The following is a 17,345-nucleotide window of genomic DNA, read 5'->3' as shown; positions in this document are numbered from 1 at the left end:
GGGAGTTGGGGGCGTCCCTCGCTCACGCGTCGGGTTGTGATGGGTGGTTGCTGCAGAAACCCGCCAAAACCCAGCACCAGAAAACTGCACGCCCTCTGCACGGGCGGGGTTCTCAAGGCGTTACTGGCACGGCACTTAAAAACGGCACAACCTCTCTCGAGAAATCTGAGGTCTGGACAAGTGGAGGGGAGCTGAGGCAGGGGCGAATTGGTGGGGCGGAGAACGCCGTGCGGGGTCTTCGCCTTGGGCGGGCAAGGCGATGCGGTGAGTGCATGAAAAAACCGCGTCGAAGCAATCTGCCTCGACGCGGCTTTGAGATCGATTGAGCGACGTTGAGCTTATCGCATGGCGATGGCTTGGTCGTCGAACTCGAAGTTGAGTTCAACGGTGTCGCCCGCAGCAACGTTGATCGTGCGTTCTTGGCTCAGTTGGCGACCATTGGATTCCAACAGAACGCGAACGGTGTAATTTTCCCAGTTTTGACCGGCGGCCAATTGGGTCGTGCGGAACGTGCGAACCGTTCCAAAACCGTTGGTTTCGTTGCCAGCCAAAACGACTTTTGCTTCGGCAGGAACGTGAAGTTGAACAACCGTTTCGGGTTGAGCAGGTTCAACAACGCTGAACTGGTCTTCTTCGTCAGCTTCTTCGTCCGAGACAGCTTCGGTTTGGTTGAACACCAAACGTTCCATGTCGCCGGGACGAAGTTTGATGGTTCGTTTGTCGGTCCGCTCTTCCCCGTCGACGTCGTAGGTCACGACGACTTCGTAGGTGTAGAGGTAGCCGTCTTTGAGGCCACGCGACATGAACTGGCGAACCATGCCATCGCTGGTTGTTTCGTGTCCGTTGACGGTCACGCGAGCCGAGTCGACAGGAACCGCAACGGTCAGCAAAGCGGCGTCGTCATCCAACGTCGGTTTGCGGGATTCGTAGGAGGCACCGCTGTCGATGACCGAGCCATCAATGATGGTCTCGCCGATGGGAGCGCCACCGTCGATGATGGTTTCGCCCATGTAGGTTTCGCCCTGAATGGGTGCCGAGTAAATCGGAGCCGATTCAATCATGGGGTAACTGTGCGACACCGAAGGTGCTGCGTAGCTGACTCCGCCGGAGCTGCCACCGCTGCTGCCGCCTGAGTAAGCCGACGAATACGAAACCGAAGGAGCGTAGTAGCCGCCACTGCTGCCGCCGGACGAACGTCCGCCGCTGCTGTAGGACGTGCCACCACTGCTGTAGTTGGCTTTGACAACGTACCCGCCGCTGCTGCCATGACGGCGAGCTTTGATGCGAGCGATTTTTTGACGCAAGTGACCAGCCAGGCCACCGCCGGAAGATCCACGCGAATACCCGCCAGATGATCCGCCGGAAGAACCTCCTGAGGAGCCACCAGACGAAGCGTACGCCGCGGTGTATCCACCGGACGAACCGCCAGAGGAAGCTCCGACCGAGCCTCCTGAAGAACCAGCGTGGCGAGCCGCGATGCGAGCACGCAGGCCGGAAAGCAATCCGCCCCCGCTGCTTCCGCCGCTGCTGCCGTAGACGACGCCACTGCCACCGCTACTGCCGTAACTCCCGTAGGAGCCACCCGCCTCTGCAGAAACGCTCATGCTGAGCGCCACCGTGAGGCATGCCAATGTTTGCATGCACCTCATAAACGATTCTCCACCCTTTTTAACGCGACTCTTGGTAATGCCGACTGGTTCTCACCACAAAAGTGAGCGACTTGACGGCTTGAATTGCACTTGGAAGCTGCGGGCCATTCAAACTGGGGGCCCGTCGCCTTCGCCAGGATAGCGGACCGGCGTTGCCGATCAAGAAGTCTGGGTAAAATAATCGGATTGCGTTGTTGTGGTGGTGGAGCTGAAACGGCTCTTTGCTCGATCCTGAGTGCTCGCCAAAAGAATGCCTGCACTTGTTGGACATTCAGTCGATCTTTTCAATGGCCACATGATCAAATTCGGAGCTGCCCGTCGCGCCAAACAGCCCGACTCGCACGATGGCTTCTCGGGCGGTTCGCGGGACCCGAACCAACCGGCTGTCTTCCCGCCAGGGGCGAGTGCCTCGGTAGGGGCCCATCGAAAATGTCCCCAGGTCACGTCGCAGTTCATCGTAGAAGCTGATGGCGACCATTGGCCACGAATCCGCATCGGGGCCTTTGACGACGTTTTCTGTCCGCAGCCGAGCGGACAACCGAATCAAGGAGACTTTCGTTCCGTCAATCGCGATGCCCTGCAACAGGTGCGATCCCAATCCAGGGGTTTCGTTCTCGAAACGGATCAACCCAGCGTCTTCGGCCCCATCCGTGTCGGATGCAGGCAAGGCGATTTGCTGGACTTGCCGGCCGTAGTACCAGCCGGGGACGAAACCCTCCGGATCATCGGCGCCTGGCGGATCGGAGAAATCTTCGTTGACCACTTTCGGATTGGCGGGGTCTGGGAGCGTCTGGCGAGCGTCCTCAGCGGTGCCCGTCATTGGAACGAACAAAGTGGGACGCAAGGGTTCACGCACCAATTTGCCGTCGCGTTTGGTCATCCGGTAGAGCGTTTGTTGGTAGCGTTCCCCCACGGGGATGATCATCGACCCGCCTTCGCGGAGTTGTTCGACCAATGGCACGGGCACCGATTCGGGGCTGCACGTCACGATGATTTTGTCGAACGGTTCGGCCTCTGGCCAACCCAGAAAACCGTCGCCGATTCGCGTGTGGACGTTTTCGTACCCCAGGCGGTTGAGCACGCCAGCGGCACGGGTGCCGAGTTCGTCGACAATTTCAATGGAATAGACTTCCGCCACCAAGGGACTCAGCACGGCGGCCTGGTAGCCGCTGCCGGTGCCGATTTCGAGCACCTTGTCCGTCGGTTGTGGATCCAGCGTTTCGGTCATCGAAGCGACGATGAAGGGGCTGCTGATCGTTTGAGCGGAACCGATCGGCAAGGCCATGTCGAAGTAGGCTTTGTCGCGAACGGCCGACGGCACAAACTCGTGCCGGGGCGTGGTTTCGATGGCTTTCAGAACCGCTTCGTTGGTCACGCCGGCGGTGCGAATCCTGGTTTCAACCAGCTTGCGGCGGGCGGCGGCGTAGCGGTCGTGGAGGGCAGTCGGTGAGGAGCCAGTTTGACCCAGGATCAACGGAGGAGGCTGGGCCAAGGAATTGTCGCTCGTCGATGGAGTTGGATGGAGAGAGGGACGGTTCGGTTCCGGCGACTGCGACCAAGCGGGGGTCAGTGCCGAGGTCACCATGCACACCAAGGTGGCGTGGCATGCCAAACGTTTCTTGCGAGACGCGATTGCGACAGCGTTGCCGCAACGGGAGGCGTTTGGGTTGGGGGAACGCTGCTCCGACATCATTTCACCTCGGGACGCAGAAGAACGGGTTTGCCGAAGATGTCTTGGAACAACCCCGACTGACTTCGCATGGCAATTTGTTCCAGCGACACGTCGTCCACTCCCGGTGCGGAAATGACCAATCGCTTGCCTTCTTGGGAGAGATTGATCTCGCGAATTCGGCCGCTGCGAGTGTCATCGAGCGCGATCGCGAGTCGCAAAATCGCAGCCATTTTGGCCACCGCGACTCGGTCGTGTCGATCCAGCGACCCGTAACCTTCGTGGTTCGATTGTGGTGAGGCACGCCGGTGGTACCGGGCAACCAACGCAACCAGCCTCAGTTCTTGTTGTGACAGGCCAAACAGATCGCTGTTGCGAATGATGTAATAAGCGTGTTTGTGATTGCTGTGCAGACTGATGTACAAGCCGACTTCGTGCAGCAACGCGGACACGTACAGCAGCACTTCGTAGCGGGCGTCCAGCTGGTGTTCTTTGGTCAGTTCTTCGAACAACCGGCGAGCCAACTCGGCGACGGCTCGGGAATGGGTCTCGTCGATTTGGTACTTTCGTCCGAGCGAAACCGCTGAGCGAACGATCTGCTGGCGGAATTCGCTGGTCCAATTGCCACCCTGCACGATATCGGCCAGCAACCCGTCTCGCAGGTTGATGTCGCTGACCAGGATGTGCTTGAGCTCAAAGTGCCGTGCCAGCATCGTGTAAGCCAGCAAGGCCGGCGCCAACGTTTCCGCTTCGACAAACGTCGCACCGTACTTTTTGACGACTGCGTCCTCGCCCATTTCGAGGATTTGCTGGGTCAGTTCTTCGAGCTTGTCGACCGGAATGCGAGCCAGTGAGGTCTCGTCCCAATCTTCGATCAAACAATGAGCGGCGAAACGAATGTCGCCACCCAGTGCGACCAAGTTCAGCTGGATGTCGGTGCGAACTTGTTCGCTGATTCGAACGAGGATTCGGCGGATGTGGGTTTCCAGCAGTTCACGCCAGCGAACACCGCGGGCACCGGACGCGTCCAACGTCTGCAGCAATCGCAACGATCCCAACCGGAATGATTCGCTGTGCAGCACATTGCCACCACGAATGACGAGCAACTCGGTGCTGCCGCCGCCGACTTCCACGACCAACGATTTACTCTCGGCTGTTTCTGCCAAAGCCATCAACTGGGGCGTGATGCCCATGTAGGTGATCCGGTTCACCTCGGCTTCATCGATCGGCTCGACGTCCAAGCCGGTGGCCACATAGACCCGGTCAATGAACGCGACGCGGTTGCTGGCTTCTCGAACTGCACTGGTGGCGACGACGCGAATGTCGTTGGTCGAGTCGATGCCGTATTCCCGCAGGACTCGGCGGAAACGTCTCAAAACCGCCGCGGCTCGTTCAATGCCTTTGCGTGACAGGCGTCGCGTTTCAAAGGCGTCGCGTCCCAAGTCGACTGGTTGCAGCAACGACTCCAGAGTTCGCACGCTGCCGTCGGGCAAGATCTCTGCGATCGCCATCCGGATACTGGTCGCACCGATGTCAATCGCCGCCACCGTTCGCGGCGAATTGTCCAGCGACGTTGCAATGTGCGAGGTCGCCGTGTTGAGGTGCGGGTTCGCAGCACTGATGTGCGGCGCGGTCGCGGTGCTTCGCGGTGTGAGTGGATTGTCCATGTTCTTCACGCTGAATTCCTAGGCGGTGGATGCGAGAGGGATATCGAATCCGTGTCGTCGCAAAACATCGATGGCTTGTTCACCACCCAAACACACTTCCGCCTTCCATCCGTGAGAGCGTGCCGCGTCGACGTTTTCGGGACGATCGTCGACGAAGAGAATTTCTTCTGGGCGCAACGCGACATTGTCGTCTTTGCCTTGCCTGGTTGCCAAGCACTCGCAGGCCAAATTCATCGCTGTTTCATAAATCAGGCGATCCGGCTTCATGCTCCGGGCCTCGTAGCTGACAACCTGCACTTCAAAGGGGCCGCTCATGATTTCCCAGCCACGGCCGTTGACCCAGGTCCAGTGAGCCTCGCAGGTGTTGCTGAGAATTCCAATCGGGACGTTCGCGTCACGCAATGATTGCAAGGCGGCAACCATCGGTTCGATCGGAGTGAACATGTCACTGATCGCACGCATGATGTCGCCGGTCGCCACCATTCCGGTGGGATCCACCAACGTCGCGTAGGCGTCGCGAATGGCTTGCGCGTAATCTTCTTCCGTGATCACCCCGGTTTCCAATTGGTTCTGCAATCCGCTCGCATGCAGGATTTCGTCGGAGGCTTCGCGGGTACCACCAAACAGATCGGCCACATTGTCGTTGGCTCGATTGCGATCAAACGAGACCAAGATGTTCCCGAGGTCGAAGTAGATAAATCGAATGTCGGCTGCCATCAATCCAGTCCAAGAATGCGCAGGTTGCGATACCAAGCTTCCGCGGGTTTGCCAGCATGAATTTGCAAAGCAATCACGCCAACTTGGGGGATCCCGTCTTCCGTTTCAATGTAGTCAACCGTCGGGGTTCCATTGAGACTGATTTGAATCCGAGGCCCCCGGCACACGATCCGCATCTCGATCCAGTCGGTTTGTTCCGGTGCGGCTGATTGTGAGTCTTGTTGGTCCAGCGAGTCTGGTTGGTTGCCGGTGCGTTTCCACTCGACTTCGAATGGCGGTTCGGGCAATTGCAGCATTCGGCGGCGTCGAGATTCGTCGTACAACGCGCCCCAAATGGATCGCTCCGCGGAGTATCCCGCGTCGGCTTGGTAGCCGATCATCTCGTGCGGTGGCACCTGGTCGCTTTTCTTTGGGCGTCGTGAGCGGAACTGAATGCCCGCGTTTCGGCCCGCGCCACGCATCCGAATTTCGGCTCGGAATTCAAAGTTGTCAAACTTCTCGGTCGTGGCCAGAAACTGGTTCTTGGCAATTGGCTGATCCAGTCGGCCTGCCACGATCGCTTCGTCTTCGATTCGGAACCAGGAGGCATCTCCTTCGAATCCAGCCAGGATCTGACCGTCGAACAGGGATCGACTGCGGGTGCGGAATTCTTCGTCGCTGACGCCGATGTCCTCGATCGCCTGCGCCGCGGTCGCCGCGGCGGGTGCGAGCGATTCAGGTCGCTCTTGAGCGTGTGTGCCCTGCCCCACCGAAGTGCTGGCCAGGGCAAACAGAATTGCCATCACCCAGCGAGTTCGCCGGGAATTCGCGGGTGAAAGTCCAGCGAGGCGGCGTGGACCAGAGGTTTTCTTTGAAGTGAAACCGGTCTCAATACCGAACGGAGGTTGGGACGCCGCTGTCAGGGTTGGACGTGAGGCGAACTGCCCCATCTTTGTAGTTTTCATGTCACCGATCATACTCTTTGACCCTTTCAAGGTGTTGCCACCCCTCTCCGGCCGCTTTCCCCTGCCAAAACAATCTCATGACCGCGACTCAGCCTGATTCCGATTCCAATGCACTGAACAAGTACAGCAGCAAGATCACCCAGCCGAAAAGCCAGGGTGCCTCGCAGGCAATGCTCTACGCCACCGGCATGTCCTCCGAAGACATGAACAAGCCGCAAGTCGGGATCGGCAGCATGTGGTACGAGGGCAACAGCTGCAACATGCACCTGTTGGACCTCGCCGCGGACGTCAAAGCCGGTGTCACCGACGCCGGCATGGTCGGCATGCGATTCAACACCATCGGTGTGTCCGATGGGATCTCGATGGGCACCGACGGGATGAGCTACTCGTTGCAGAGTCGCGACCTGATCGCCGACTCGATCGAAACGATCATGGGGGCCCAGTGGTACGACGCGCTGATCGCCCTGCCCGGTTGCGACAAGAACATGCCTGGCTGCTTGATGGCGATGGGACGTCTGAATCGGCCTGCCATCATGGTTTACGGTGGAACCATCAAACCCGGCCATTTCAAGAATGAAAAACTGGACATCGTCAGCGCCTTCCAGTGCTACGGGCAATACATCGCGGGACAAATCAGCGAAGAAGAACGCAGCGAAATTGTTCGCCACAGTTGTCCCGGTGCGGGAGCCTGCGGCGGCATGTACACCGCCAACACGATGGCCACTGCGATCGAAGCCTTGGGCATGGCCCTGCCCTACTCCGCCAGCATCCCGGCCGAGCACCCTGAAAAGAAAGAGGAATGCAAACGCGCTGGTTTGGCCATCCTCGAACTGCTGAAGAAAGACATCAAGCCTCGCGATATCATGACTCGCGGCGCGTTCGAAGACGCGATGGTGACGTTGATGGCACTGGGCGGCAGCACCAACGCGGTGTTGCACTTGATCGCGATGGCTCGCAGTGTCGATGTGCCGCTGACGATCGAGGACTTCCAGTCGGTCAGCGATCGCACTCCTTTCCTGGCCGATCTGAAACCCAGCGGGAAATTCGTGCAAGAGGACCTGCACAGCGTCGGCGGCACGCCCGCTGTGATGAAGTACTTGCTCGAGAAGGGCATGATCAAAGGCGAGCACATGACCGTCACCGGCAAGACGCTGGCCGAGAACTTGGCTGATCTGCCCGGTTTGAAGGCCGGTCAAAAAATCGTGGCCACGGTCGAACAACCGATCAAAGAGTCAGGTCACATTCGAATCCTGAAGGGCTCGCTGGCAACCGAAGGCGCGGTCGCGAAAATCACCGGCAAAGAAGGCTTGCAGTTCAGCGGACCGGCGCGTGTGTACGACAGCGAAGAGTTGATGCTGGCCGCGTTGGAACAAAAGCAGATTCAAAAAGGCGACGTGGTGGTCATCCGTTATGAAGGTCCCAAAGGCGGACCCGGTATGCCTGAGATGCTGACCCCGACCAGTGCCATCATGGGTGCCGGTCTGGGAAGCGACGTGGCTCTTTTGACCGACGGTCGTTTCAGCGGCGGCAGCCACGGCTTCATCGTCGGCCACATCACCCCCGAAGCTCAAGTCGGTGGTCCGATTGCGTTGATCGAAGATGGCGACACCATCACCATCGATGCCGAAACCAACTCGTTGGATTTGGAAGTCGACGCGGCTGAGTTGGATGCTCGCCGGTCCAAGTGGACGGCACCGGCACTGAAAGCCACCCGCGGAACGCTCTACAAGTACATCAAGTGCGTGAAGAGCGCCAGCGAAGGCTGCGTCACCGACGAGTGAGCCGGTAGTTGGTGAGTGCAACGGGCTTGGAAGCCCATTGTACGAGCGAGAGTACGCTGGGCTTCCAAGCCCGGCGACCAGCAAAACGTACGCTGGGCTTCCAATCCCGGCGATATCTGCCTCGATGCTCTCTACAACCGAGCCGGATTGACCGGCACCGTCGGGATCTCACCCGACGCTTTCGCTCGCAGTAACGGACGCAATCGCCGGATGACGGCAAGAGCCCGTTCATCCGGATCCTCGGCCAGGTTCTTGAATTCATTCGGATCGCTTTGGTGGTCGTACAACTCGACCCCGTGCCGACCTTCGGCCCACTCGGTGTACCGATAGCGATGCGTGCGAATGCTGCATCCCATCACTTGCTCGGGCAACCGATCGTCCGCAGGACGCAAGACTTGCGTGATCGCCGTGCCGTTCCACTGGGCGACCGGATCGTTCAGCAAAGGTTTCAAGCTGCGACCGGCCAATCCGCTCGGTGACTCAATGCCTGCCAAATCGGTGAGTGTTGGATAGATGTCAACGAACTCGACAATCCGATTGCAGGATCCGTGTCCTGTTTGCGATGGATCGCGAATGATCAGCGGCGATTGGGCTCCTTCTTCAAACAGCGTTCGTTTCTGCCAGACTCCGTTGTGTTCGCCGAGGTGGTAACCGTGATCGCTCCAGAACACCACGATCGTGTTGTCGGCCAGTCCCTGTTCCTCCAGTGCATCGAGCAAGCGTCCGACTTGAGCGTCGACAAACGACACGCACGCGTAGTAAGCCTGAGTCGCTTTCAACAACGTTGGTTCATCGAGCCCATAGTTGGGAACCGGGCAATTGTGTGCGAACGCCGCTGTAGGAATGTCGTCGCGATCACCAGCGGGAGCGTACGGCAATCGCAATGACTCCAGCGGGTACATGTCAAAGTATTTCTTCGGCGCGACATAGGGCGTGTGCGGTCGAAAGAAACCGACACCCAAGAAGAACGGTTCATCTTTCTTCTCTCGCATGATGCGGATGGCTTCCGTCCCGATCATGCCATCGGTCTGTTCTTCGTCCTCCCCGTCGGCAGCCAACCAACTGAGTGCACCGCTGATCTTGCGGTGCGGTTCGGCATTGAAGATGAGGTGTTCTTCGTCTTTGTCACATCCCTTTGGATTGACCGTTTGGTTCCACGAGGGCGGGTCATCAAAGCCGTCGGTTCCGATCGAGGCTGGCACGTTGTAGTGATAGATCTTGCCGACTCGAGCGGCAAAGTAACCGGCCTGCTGGAATGCTTGCGACAACGTGACGACGTTTGGGACTTCGTCACGAAAATGTCGGTCGAGGTCGTAGACTTTGATTTGATCGGGACGCAGTCCCGTCATCACCGACGCTCGCGTGGGATTGCAAAGCGGCAGTTGGTTGTACGCTCGGCGGAAGCAGGTTCCCGTTGCTGCCAATCGGTCGATGTTGGGTGTCTTGGCAACCACATCGCCGTAGCAACCCAGCGTTGATGCCAAGTCGTCGACAGCAATGAAGAGCACGTTGGGTTTGGAGGGCTCGGGTTGCGTTTCCGCGTTTGCCGGCGTCGCATGATTGGCAATGCACGCGATGAGTGTTGCGAGTATCCACAGGCGGCGGCTTGGGTTATGGATGGAAGGTGATGCGAGGGAGGATGCCAAATGCATGAGTCACGCGAGGAAGTGGGGAGGGAAGCGAGACAGCGGAGGAGTGATTTGTGCTGGTCGGTTCAACGGGCTTGGAAGGCAGTCGTAGATCGGGTTGTGGGACCAACGGGCTTGGAAGCCCATTGTACGGACAAAGTACGCTGGGCTTCCAAGCCCGGCGAAATCAAGAACAGTACGCTGGGCTTCCAAGCCCGGCGAAATCGAACACTCGATCCGTCCCACCTTGCCTTCATCGACGCGAAGATGCTTCGCTCGGCCCGACCTTGGTGAATTCCACAAAGTAAGCCCCGCGAATTTTCTGGCTGGCCGCGTCACGCAACCAGGTTTGCAATCGATGCGGACCAGCGGGAAGATCGATCTCGAACGTGACGGATGATTCTTCCGGCTTCAGCGTTTGAGTTTGCTCGATCGAATCCACACGAAGGCGAGCCTGGTCGGCTTCGATGGCAGCCAACGCGTCCTCGGGGAACCGCTGCAGTTTAATCGCGTAACGCCCCGCTTCCGCGACTTCAATTTCCCAGAAACCGTTGATCAGCAGATCGCTGTCCGGCAATTGAGACGGTTTCCAGATCACTCCGCCTTCTGTCGGGTGCCAGTCTCGGACTGTGATCAGCGTGGGCGTGGTGTCCTTTCCGACGATGAACCGAATCACGTCCTTACGGCTTCCGTGAACGTCTTCAAAGTAGGTGTCGTATGCCGCACGCAGTTCACGCACCACCTCAGGGTGCTCGGCGGCGATGTTCTTGAATTGCCCGGGATCGTTTCGAATGTCGTACAGTTCGTCGCGAATCAATCGCCATCGATCTGTCAGCACAGCAAAAGGCGGCTGTGCCCTGCCCTGCGTCTTCGTTGCCGAAACAACGTTGTCTGACTGGCGTTCAATGATCAGGGTTCGTTCAGGCCACTGCTGGGAGGAGCTGTGGAGCAATCCCGCCATCGAACGCCCGTCGAAAGAAACTTCGGCCGGTCGCTTCAGATCACAAAGATCGATCAGGGTCGGCAACCAATCACGATGGCACGTCAATTGGTGGACTGGACGATTGCCGTCCCACTTCGCCGGCCAGCTCGCGAAACAGGGAACCCGGTGCCCGCCTTCGTAGACCGAGCCCTTCTTTCCTCGCATGCCCGCGTTGAATCCGTCCTTGCGATCTTGTTCGCTGGCTCCTTGCGCCGTGCCATTGTCGCTCATGAATATCAGCAACGTGTTTTCACGCAGGTTGGCTTGGTCGAGCTTCTTCAGGAGTCGGCCAAGGTTCTCGTCAAAGTTTTGAATCATCCCATAGAACGCGGCACGCTTGGGTTCGATGCCCTGCTGCTCGAATGGATCGGAATAACGATCTGCCACCAAGTAGGGGCTGTGCATCGCGTTGGTGGGGATGTAAACGAAGAATGGTTGTTCGGAATCCTGCTGGATGAAATCAATCGCTTCCTCGAACCAGATGTCGGTGCAGTATCCGTCGAACGATTCTGGCGTTCCGTTTCGGTAGTACGTGTCATCGAAGTAGTCATTGCCGGTCGGGTTTCCGATTTCGTCTGCGCCACCTGCCATGTGCCGAACCACGGTTTCAAACCCTCGTTCGCGAGGTGCAAACGGTGGTGGATCTCCCAGATGCCACTTGCCGAACATGCCGGTCCGATAGCCCGAGTCGCGAAAAATTTCGGCCATGGTTGTTTCGTCGGGATCGAGCAACTGGCGGCCTTCGGTGACCGCCCACGCACCCACACGTGTGCAGTAACGGCCCGTCATCAATGCGGCTCGGGTGGGCGTGCAAACCGGATCGACGTGAAAGTTTTCCAGCCGCACGCTTTGCGTCGCGAGGCGATCCAGGTTGAGTGTGTTGAGCCATGGGTTGCCGTGGCATGACATGTCGCCATAACCCTGGTCGTCGGTCACCACCAAGATCACGTTGGGGCGAGACTCGCTCGAGGTTTGAGCCCATGCAGGAGAGCAAGTCGTCAGGCAGGCGGCGAGGAGGATCCAAATTCGATGGTGCATGGAGTGGCTGATGATCGGAATGGTGTGGGGACAATTGCAATCGAGGTCAACCATCGTATTCCCCGAGGCGGACTTGTCGTTTGAACGTGATGCCAAAGTGACGCTGGAATCGCGAAAGTGGTTTGCTCGTTCGACCGATCGTGTGTGGGGGAAAGAACTTACGAAGCGTCGGATGGGGCCAGTTTTTAAGTGCCCTTTTCGTCGGTTCAACAGGGCTCCATAGAGCATCAGGCGTCAGCATGGGTTACCCTGGTTGGGTTCGGTTGACCTCCCAAACTCAAGCCCGATGCGTCTGGCAGGACGCGAAGGATTCATTCACCCGTGGCCCACAATCGCATGCGAGTTCGCATTCTGACGACCCTCGGAAAACCGCTGACGTTGTGGTTGCTGGCGATCTCGTTGGGTGGCCAGTTGTTTGCCGATGACATCGCAGAATCGTCCCGTGTGTCCGAATCCGAAGCGTTGTTTGTTCGCCGCGTGGCACCTCTGCTTCGCGAAAAATGTTTGGGGTGTCACGGGCAGGACCCTGATTTGATCGAAGGCTCGTTGGATTTGGGTTCGTTGGCTGGGTTGGCAGATGGCGGCGACAGCGGAGAAGCCGCGGTTGTTCCTGGTGAGCCGGAACACAGCCCTTTGTATCTGGCCTCGACCCGAACCAGCGGTGATTGGTCGGAGATGCCACCCAAGGAAGCCGAGCAACTTTCAGAGCAGCAACTGGAATGGCTGAGAGACTGGATTGCCTCTGGTGCGGTTTGGCCGGATGAGGATCGCGTGGCCGAGATCCAAGCGGCCTATGAAAGCGAGTGGTCCGCCGAAGATGGCATCACCGTCGCAACCTCCGGTGGGCTCGATGAACATTGGACAAACCGGAAATATGACCCAACCGGATTGTGGGCCTATCAACCGGTGCAGAAGCCTGCGTTGAAGACGGATCGAAATCCGATCGATGTCTTGATCGAAGACGGATTGGCTGACGGGACCGACGTGGCACCGCGTGCCGATCGTCGAACCCTCATTCGCCGCGCGACCTATGACTTGATCGGATTGCCGCCGACGCCTTCGGAGGTGGAACGTTTTCTCCAAGACCCGGCCGACGACCGTGTGGCATTTGAAAAGTTGGTCGAACGATTGCTGCAGTCGGCTCACTACGGCGAGCGGATGGCTCAGCATTGGTTGGATGTCGTTCGCTACGCCGACTCCTCCGGATTCGCGAATGATTTCGAACGCGGGAACGCGTGGCGATATCGCGACTACGTCATTCGCTCCTTCAACGAAGACAAGCCGTACGACCAATTCATTCGAGAGCAGATCGCGGGCGATGAGATTGATCCTAACGATCCCGAGTGTTTGATCGCCACCGGTTTTTTGCGGATGGGACCTTGGGAGTTGACTTCGATGGAGGTCGCCAAGGTGGCTCGTCAACGGTTCCTCGACGACGTGACCAACAGTGTCGGTGAAACGTTCCTGGGACATTCCTTGCAGTGTGCCCGCTGTCACGATCACAAGTTCGATCCGATTCCGACGCGAGATTACTACTCGGTCCAGGCGGTCTTTGCGACGACACAGCTCGCCGAACGAAAGGCTGATTTCTTAGACGGCGAGAACCGGGCTGGCTTTGATGAGAAACGCTATCTCGATCGTTCAAGGCAGATTCACGAGCGGACGCTTGAGGAAATCGAACAGGTGCTCTTGGACAATTCGCAAATTTGGTTTCAGGAAAATGGCAAGGATCCGGCTGCTTGGAACAAGGAACTGAAACGGTTGCGATCTGAAGGAAAATCAAAATCGCTGTTCACCTCTGCTCGCAATGCGATGCGTGCGGCGGGAGTTCCTGAGAGCGACTACCCGCCGAAGTTGGTCGGGTTCACGCCGGAGCAATTTGGGAAGGAACGCGTCGCCCGAAAGGGACTGCAACGTTTGCGTTGGGAACAAGATCGCTACCAGCCGTATGCTTTGGCTGTCTACAGCGGACGAACCGTTTCGCGAACTTCGGTCATGAGTCCGATTCGAATGCCAAAGGATCGGTGGACGAAGGGAGAGCTGGAATCCAGCGTGATCTTGACCGGCGGGGATCCCTTTTCGGCCGGTGAAGCGGTTTCGCCTGGCGTGCTGAGCGTGATTGAGAATCAAGTCCCGGCGGACATTCCGGTTGCCATCGAAGGACGCCGGGCCGCATTTGCGAATTGGGTGGCGGCACCCGGAAACCCTTTGACGTCCCGCGTGATCGTCAATCGTTTGTGGCAATGGCATTTCGGAGACGCCATCGCGGGCAACGCCAACAACTTTGGCGCCACAGGAAAGCCGCCGACGCATCCAGAGTTACTGGATTGGTTGGCGGCCACACTGGTGGAAGAGAACGGGTCGATCAAAGCGATGCATCGCCGGATCATGAACTCGGACGTGTATTGTCGTTCCAGTTCCAACGAATCGACTCAGCTATATCAAGGGTTCAAGCCGCGACGGTTGAGTGCCGAAGAATTGCGGGATTCGATGTTGGCCGTGACCGGAGAACTGAACCCGGTGTTGGGCGGCATCCCATGTCGTCCCGAGATCAATCAGGAGGTTGCTTTGCAGCCTCGGCAAGTCATGGGGACGTTCGCCGCCGCTTGGGTTCCCAATCCCAAACCCGAGGACCGGCATCGGCGATCCATTTATGTGTTGAAGCTTCGCGGATTGATCGATCCGTTCCTGGAAGTGTTCAACGTGCCGTCGCCCGATTTCTCCTGTGAGCGACGTTCCGCCTCCACGGTCACGCCCCAAGTCTTCAGCCTGTTCAATGGGCAAAGCACGCACTCTCGTGCTTTGGCGCTCGCGGATCGGGCGCGTCGCGAAACGGAATCGGACGAGGACGCGATCACCCAGTGTTTTGAACTGGTGTTGTCTCGATCGCCTTCGAGTGAAGAAATGATTGAGATGCTGGCTCACTGGTCTCGCGTGCAAGAGATTCTTCCGGCGTCGCCACCCGATCGTTCCCGGCCGCCTTTGGAAGTGGTTCGCAAAGCGGTGGAAGAGAACACGGGCGAGAAGTTTGAGTTTGTTGAACGCTTGCACGCCAACGTGGACTTTCAACCTGATTTGCAACCGGCCGATGTGGATCGCCGCACGTGGGCTTTGGCGGACGTTTGTTTGGTGCTGCTGAACTGCAACGAGTTTGTCTATGTGGATTGATGTCATTCGGCGTGGTTCGTCCTTGATGAGGTGGATGTGATGTTTGTGATGCCACGACGCGAAAGTCTGTTTCGGATGGGAACGTCGCTGGGCGGGATTGCGCTGGCTTCGTTGCTAGCTGACGAAGCATCAGCGGAAGACTCCCTCGGCCAAAACAGCCAAACCGCACCGATGCAGCCCAAGCCCGGCCATGTTCCGGCCAAGGCGAAGAACTGCATTTTCTTGATGATGGAAGGTGGTCCGTCGCACATCGACACCTTCGATCCCAAGCCCAAACTCAATCAGTTGCACTTGCAGGAGTTTGTTCGCCAAGGGCAACAGAAATCCGCCATGGAAAGCGGCAAGCGTTACTTCGTTCAAAGCCCCTTTTCGTTTTCGAGGCACGGCGAGAGCGGTGCGCCGATGGCGGACAACTGGACGCATCTGCCAAAGGTCGCGGACGAGCTTTGTTTCTACCGTGGATGCCAAGTCGACAGCGTCAATCATCCCACCGCGATGTATCAAATGAACTGCGGCAATCGCTTCGGTGGTGATCCCGGCATCGGGGCTTGGGTGACTTATGGGCTGGGTTCCGAAAACCAAAGTCTGCCTGGGTTCATCGTGTTGCCAGAGGTTTCGTACCCACAAGGCGGAGCGGCGAATTGGAGCAATGGTTATCTGCCGGCGTTCTATCAAGGCACGCCTCTGCGAGCCAAAGGATCGCCGATCTTGGATCTGCAACCACCGGCCGGGGTGAGTCGAACGCGGCAGCGATTGAATTTGGATCTGCTTGCACGGATGAACCAGCGACATGCGGCCAAGCATCCCGAGCAGGATGAATTGTCCGCACGTCTGGAGAGTTATGAGTTGGCGTATCGGATGCAGACGGAAGTTCCCGAAGCAATGGACCTTTCCGGTGAAACGAAGGAAACGTTCGCGATGTACGGGATCGGCAACGATGCCACCGACGCGTTCGGACGCAAGTGTTTGTTGGCTCGCAAGATGGTCGAGAAGGGAGTGCGTTTCGTTCAGTTGTACAACGGAACCTGGGACAGCCACGATTACATCGAACGCGCTCACGGGAATTTGGTGCGAGGTGTCGACCAACCGATTGCAGCCTTGATTCAAGATTTGAAGCAACGCGGATTGCTCGAGAGCACCTTGGTCGTGTGGTGCGGCGAATTCGGACGCTCACCCGACAACGGCGTTCGCGGCGGGACCGCGTACGGACGCGATCACAACGCCAACGCGATGACGATTTGGATGGCCGGTGGAGGCGTCAACGCGGGGCACACGATCGGTGCGACCGATGAGACTGGGATGACCGCCGTGGAAGAGGTGCGGCCGGTTCGTGACTTCCATGTCACGTTGTTGCGATTGTTGGGGCTCGATGACAACAAGCTGACGTACTATCACGCCGGCCGCTTCAAGCAACTCAGCCAGTTCGGCGGCAAAGTGATCGAGCCGTTGATTGCTTGATAGGGCAGCGGAATGCGTGAATGAAAGTAGCGGAAGGGCGCGAGCCCTCCGATTTCGCACCGGGCGGCTTGCGCCGCACCGCTAAGTCTTTCGGTCTCGCGAAAATTCGCGTTATGCAACTCGAAGCTACTGTAGCTGTAGGCCAGGTTTTACCTGGCGATGGTTCTTGGCCGGTGCACGTTGGTCTCGCGACGGCATTTTGATGACGCCTCGCTTTGTTCCAAAGCATCGGCGTGGGTGCCATGTGAGACATGGACTACGGGCGTGAACCGAATTCTTGGCGAATCCGGCTACGAATTGACGTGGCTGCTGTAGGCCAGGTTTTACCTGGCGATGGTTCTTGGCCGGTGAGCGTTGGTCTCGCGACGGCATTTTGATGACGCCTCGCTTTGTTCCAAAGCATCGGCGTGGGTGCCATGTGAGACATGGCCTACGAGCGTGAACCGAATTCTGGCGAATCCGGCTACGAATTGATGTGGCTGCTGTCGGCCAGGTTTTACCTGGCGATGGTTCTTGGCCGGTGCACGTTGGTCTCTCGACGGCATTTCGTTGGCGCCTCGCTTTGTTCCAAAGCATCGGCGTGGGCGCCATGTGAGACATGGCCTACGGGCGTGAACCGAATTCTGGCGAATCCGGCTACGAAT

General features: G+C 58.1%; 10 protein-coding genes and 2 pseudogenes. 3 read left to right on the top strand and 9 right to left on the bottom strand.

The window, feature by feature from the left end:
* Positions 1 to 338: 338 nt before the first annotated feature.
* The 5 genes from RISK_RS05035 to RISK_RS05015 all read right to left on the bottom strand — a co-directional run bounded on the left by RISK_RS05035 (position 339) and on the right by RISK_RS05015 (position 6,658).
* A complete protein-coding gene (locus RISK_RS05035; protein WP_236696034.1) occupies positions 339 to 1,604 on the bottom strand; it encodes a TIGR03000 domain-containing protein in 1,266 nt (421 codons plus the stop codon).
* Positions 1,605 to 1,920: 316 nt separating this feature from the next.
* Complete coding sequence (locus tag RISK_RS05030; protein ID WP_173442618.1) at positions 1,921 to 3,234, bottom strand: protein-L-isoaspartate(D-aspartate) O-methyltransferase; 1,314 nt, start codon at positions 3,232 to 3,234, stop codon at positions 1,921 to 1,923.
* A 104-nt stretch (positions 3,235 to 3,338) separates the two neighbouring features.
* Entirely contained in the window at positions 3,339 to 4,985 is a 1,647-nt protein-coding gene (locus RISK_RS05025) for a Ppx/GppA phosphatase family protein (protein WP_047813186.1), read from the bottom strand.
* A gap of 18 nt (positions 4,986 to 5,003) precedes the next feature.
* Positions 5,004 to 5,702, bottom strand: a complete 699-nt coding sequence (locus RISK_RS05020; RefSeq protein ID WP_047813185.1) for an HAD family hydrolase — start codon at positions 5,700 to 5,702, stop codon at positions 5,004 to 5,006.
* Positions 5,702 to 6,658, bottom strand: a complete 957-nt coding sequence (locus tag RISK_RS05015; RefSeq protein WP_047813184.1) for a 3-keto-disaccharide hydrolase — start codon at positions 6,656 to 6,658, stop codon at positions 5,702 to 5,704. The genes RISK_RS05020 and RISK_RS05015 overlap by 1 nt, the downstream gene beginning before the upstream one ends.
* A 65-nt stretch (positions 6,659 to 6,723) precedes the next feature.
* Between RISK_RS05015 and ilvD the strand changes: the two genes are divergently transcribed.
* Positions 6,724 to 8,427 (top strand): dihydroxy-acid dehydratase, encoded by a 1,704-nt coding sequence (gene ilvD / locus RISK_RS05010; RefSeq protein ID WP_047813183.1) that lies wholly within the window; start codon positions 6,724 to 6,726, stop codon positions 8,425 to 8,427.
* Between the two features lie 131 nt (positions 8,428 to 8,558).
* Here the strand turns inward: ilvD and RISK_RS05005 are convergent, their stop codons facing one another.
* Together RISK_RS05005 and RISK_RS05000 are read right to left on the bottom strand one after the other, a co-directional pair.
* Positions 8,559 to 10,019 (bottom strand): sulfatase, encoded by a 1,461-nt coding sequence (locus RISK_RS05005; RefSeq protein ID WP_047813189.1) that lies wholly within the window; start codon positions 10,017 to 10,019, stop codon positions 8,559 to 8,561.
* A gap of 289 nt (positions 10,020 to 10,308) precedes the next feature.
* Positions 10,309 to 12,129 carry an arylsulfatase gene (locus RISK_RS05000; RefSeq protein ID WP_047813188.1) on the bottom strand — a complete coding sequence of 607 codons (1,821 nt, stop codon included), beginning with the start codon at positions 12,127 to 12,129 and terminating at the stop codon, positions 10,309 to 10,311.
* 267 nt (positions 12,130 to 12,396) lie between these two features.
* Between RISK_RS05000 and RISK_RS04995 the strand changes: the two genes are divergently transcribed.
* Both RISK_RS04995 and RISK_RS04990 read left to right on the top strand, forming a co-directional pair.
* Positions 12,397 to 15,243: a PSD1 and planctomycete cytochrome C domain-containing protein gene (locus tag RISK_RS04995; protein ID WP_047813182.1), complete on the top strand. Its 2,847-nt coding sequence runs from the start codon at positions 12,397 to 12,399 to the stop codon at positions 15,241 to 15,243.
* A 30-nt stretch (positions 15,244 to 15,273) separates the two neighbouring features.
* The gene (locus RISK_RS04990) at positions 15,274 to 16,701 is read left to right on the top strand and encodes a DUF1501 domain-containing protein (RefSeq protein WP_047813181.1); all 1,428 of its coding nucleotides are present in this window, start codon (positions 15,274 to 15,276) and stop codon (positions 16,699 to 16,701) included.
* Positions 16,702 to 16,827: 126 nt separating this feature from the next.
* Here the strand turns inward: RISK_RS04990 and RISK_RS29100 are convergent.
* Both RISK_RS29100 and RISK_RS33490 read right to left on the bottom strand, forming a co-directional pair.
* A pseudogene (locus RISK_RS29100) lies at positions 16,828 to 17,217 on the bottom strand (DUF1589 domain-containing protein); the annotation flags it as partial.
* A pseudogene (locus tag RISK_RS33490) lies at positions 17,121 to 17,333 on the bottom strand (hypothetical protein); the annotation flags it as partial. The pseudogenes RISK_RS33490 and RISK_RS29100, both read right to left, overlap by 97 nt.
* Positions 17,334 to 17,345 lie beyond the last annotated feature (12 nt).

It is taken from the genome of Rhodopirellula islandica (genome assembly GCF_001027925.1).
Taxonomy (GTDB): domain Bacteria; phylum Planctomycetota; class Planctomycetia; order Pirellulales; family Pirellulaceae; genus Rhodopirellula; species Rhodopirellula islandica.
The sequence above is the reverse complement of the archived record's forward strand: the minus strand, read 5'-3'. Positions and strand labels throughout refer to the sequence as shown.

What these genes read in the sequence shown, in the direction of transcription:
- RISK_RS05035 (WP_236696034.1), bottom strand. Translation starts at nt 1,604, where the DNA reads ATGAGCGTTTCTGCAGAGGCGGGTGGCTCCTACGGGAGTTACGGCAGT.
- RISK_RS05030 (WP_173442618.1), bottom strand. Translation starts at nt 3,234, where the DNA reads ATGGTGACCTCGGCACTGACCCCCGCTTGGTCGCAGTCGCCGGAACCG.
- RISK_RS05025 (WP_047813186.1), bottom strand. Translation starts at nt 4,985, where the DNA reads ATGGACAATCCACTCACACCGCGAAGCACCGCGACCGCGCCGCACATC.
- RISK_RS05020 (WP_047813185.1), bottom strand. Translation starts at nt 5,702, where the DNA reads ATGGCAGCCGACATTCGATTTATCTACTTCGACCTCGGGAACATCTTG.
- RISK_RS05015 (WP_047813184.1), bottom strand. Translation starts at nt 6,658, where the DNA reads ATGATCGGTGACATGAAAACTACAAAGATGGGGCAGTTCGCCTCACGT.
- ilvD (WP_047813183.1), top strand. Translation starts at nt 6,724, where the DNA reads ATGACCGCGACTCAGCCTGATTCCGATTCCAATGCACTGAACAAGTAC.
- RISK_RS05000 (WP_047813188.1), bottom strand. Translation starts at nt 12,129, where the DNA reads ATGGTTGACCTCGATTGCAATTGTCCCCACACCATTCCGATCATCAGC.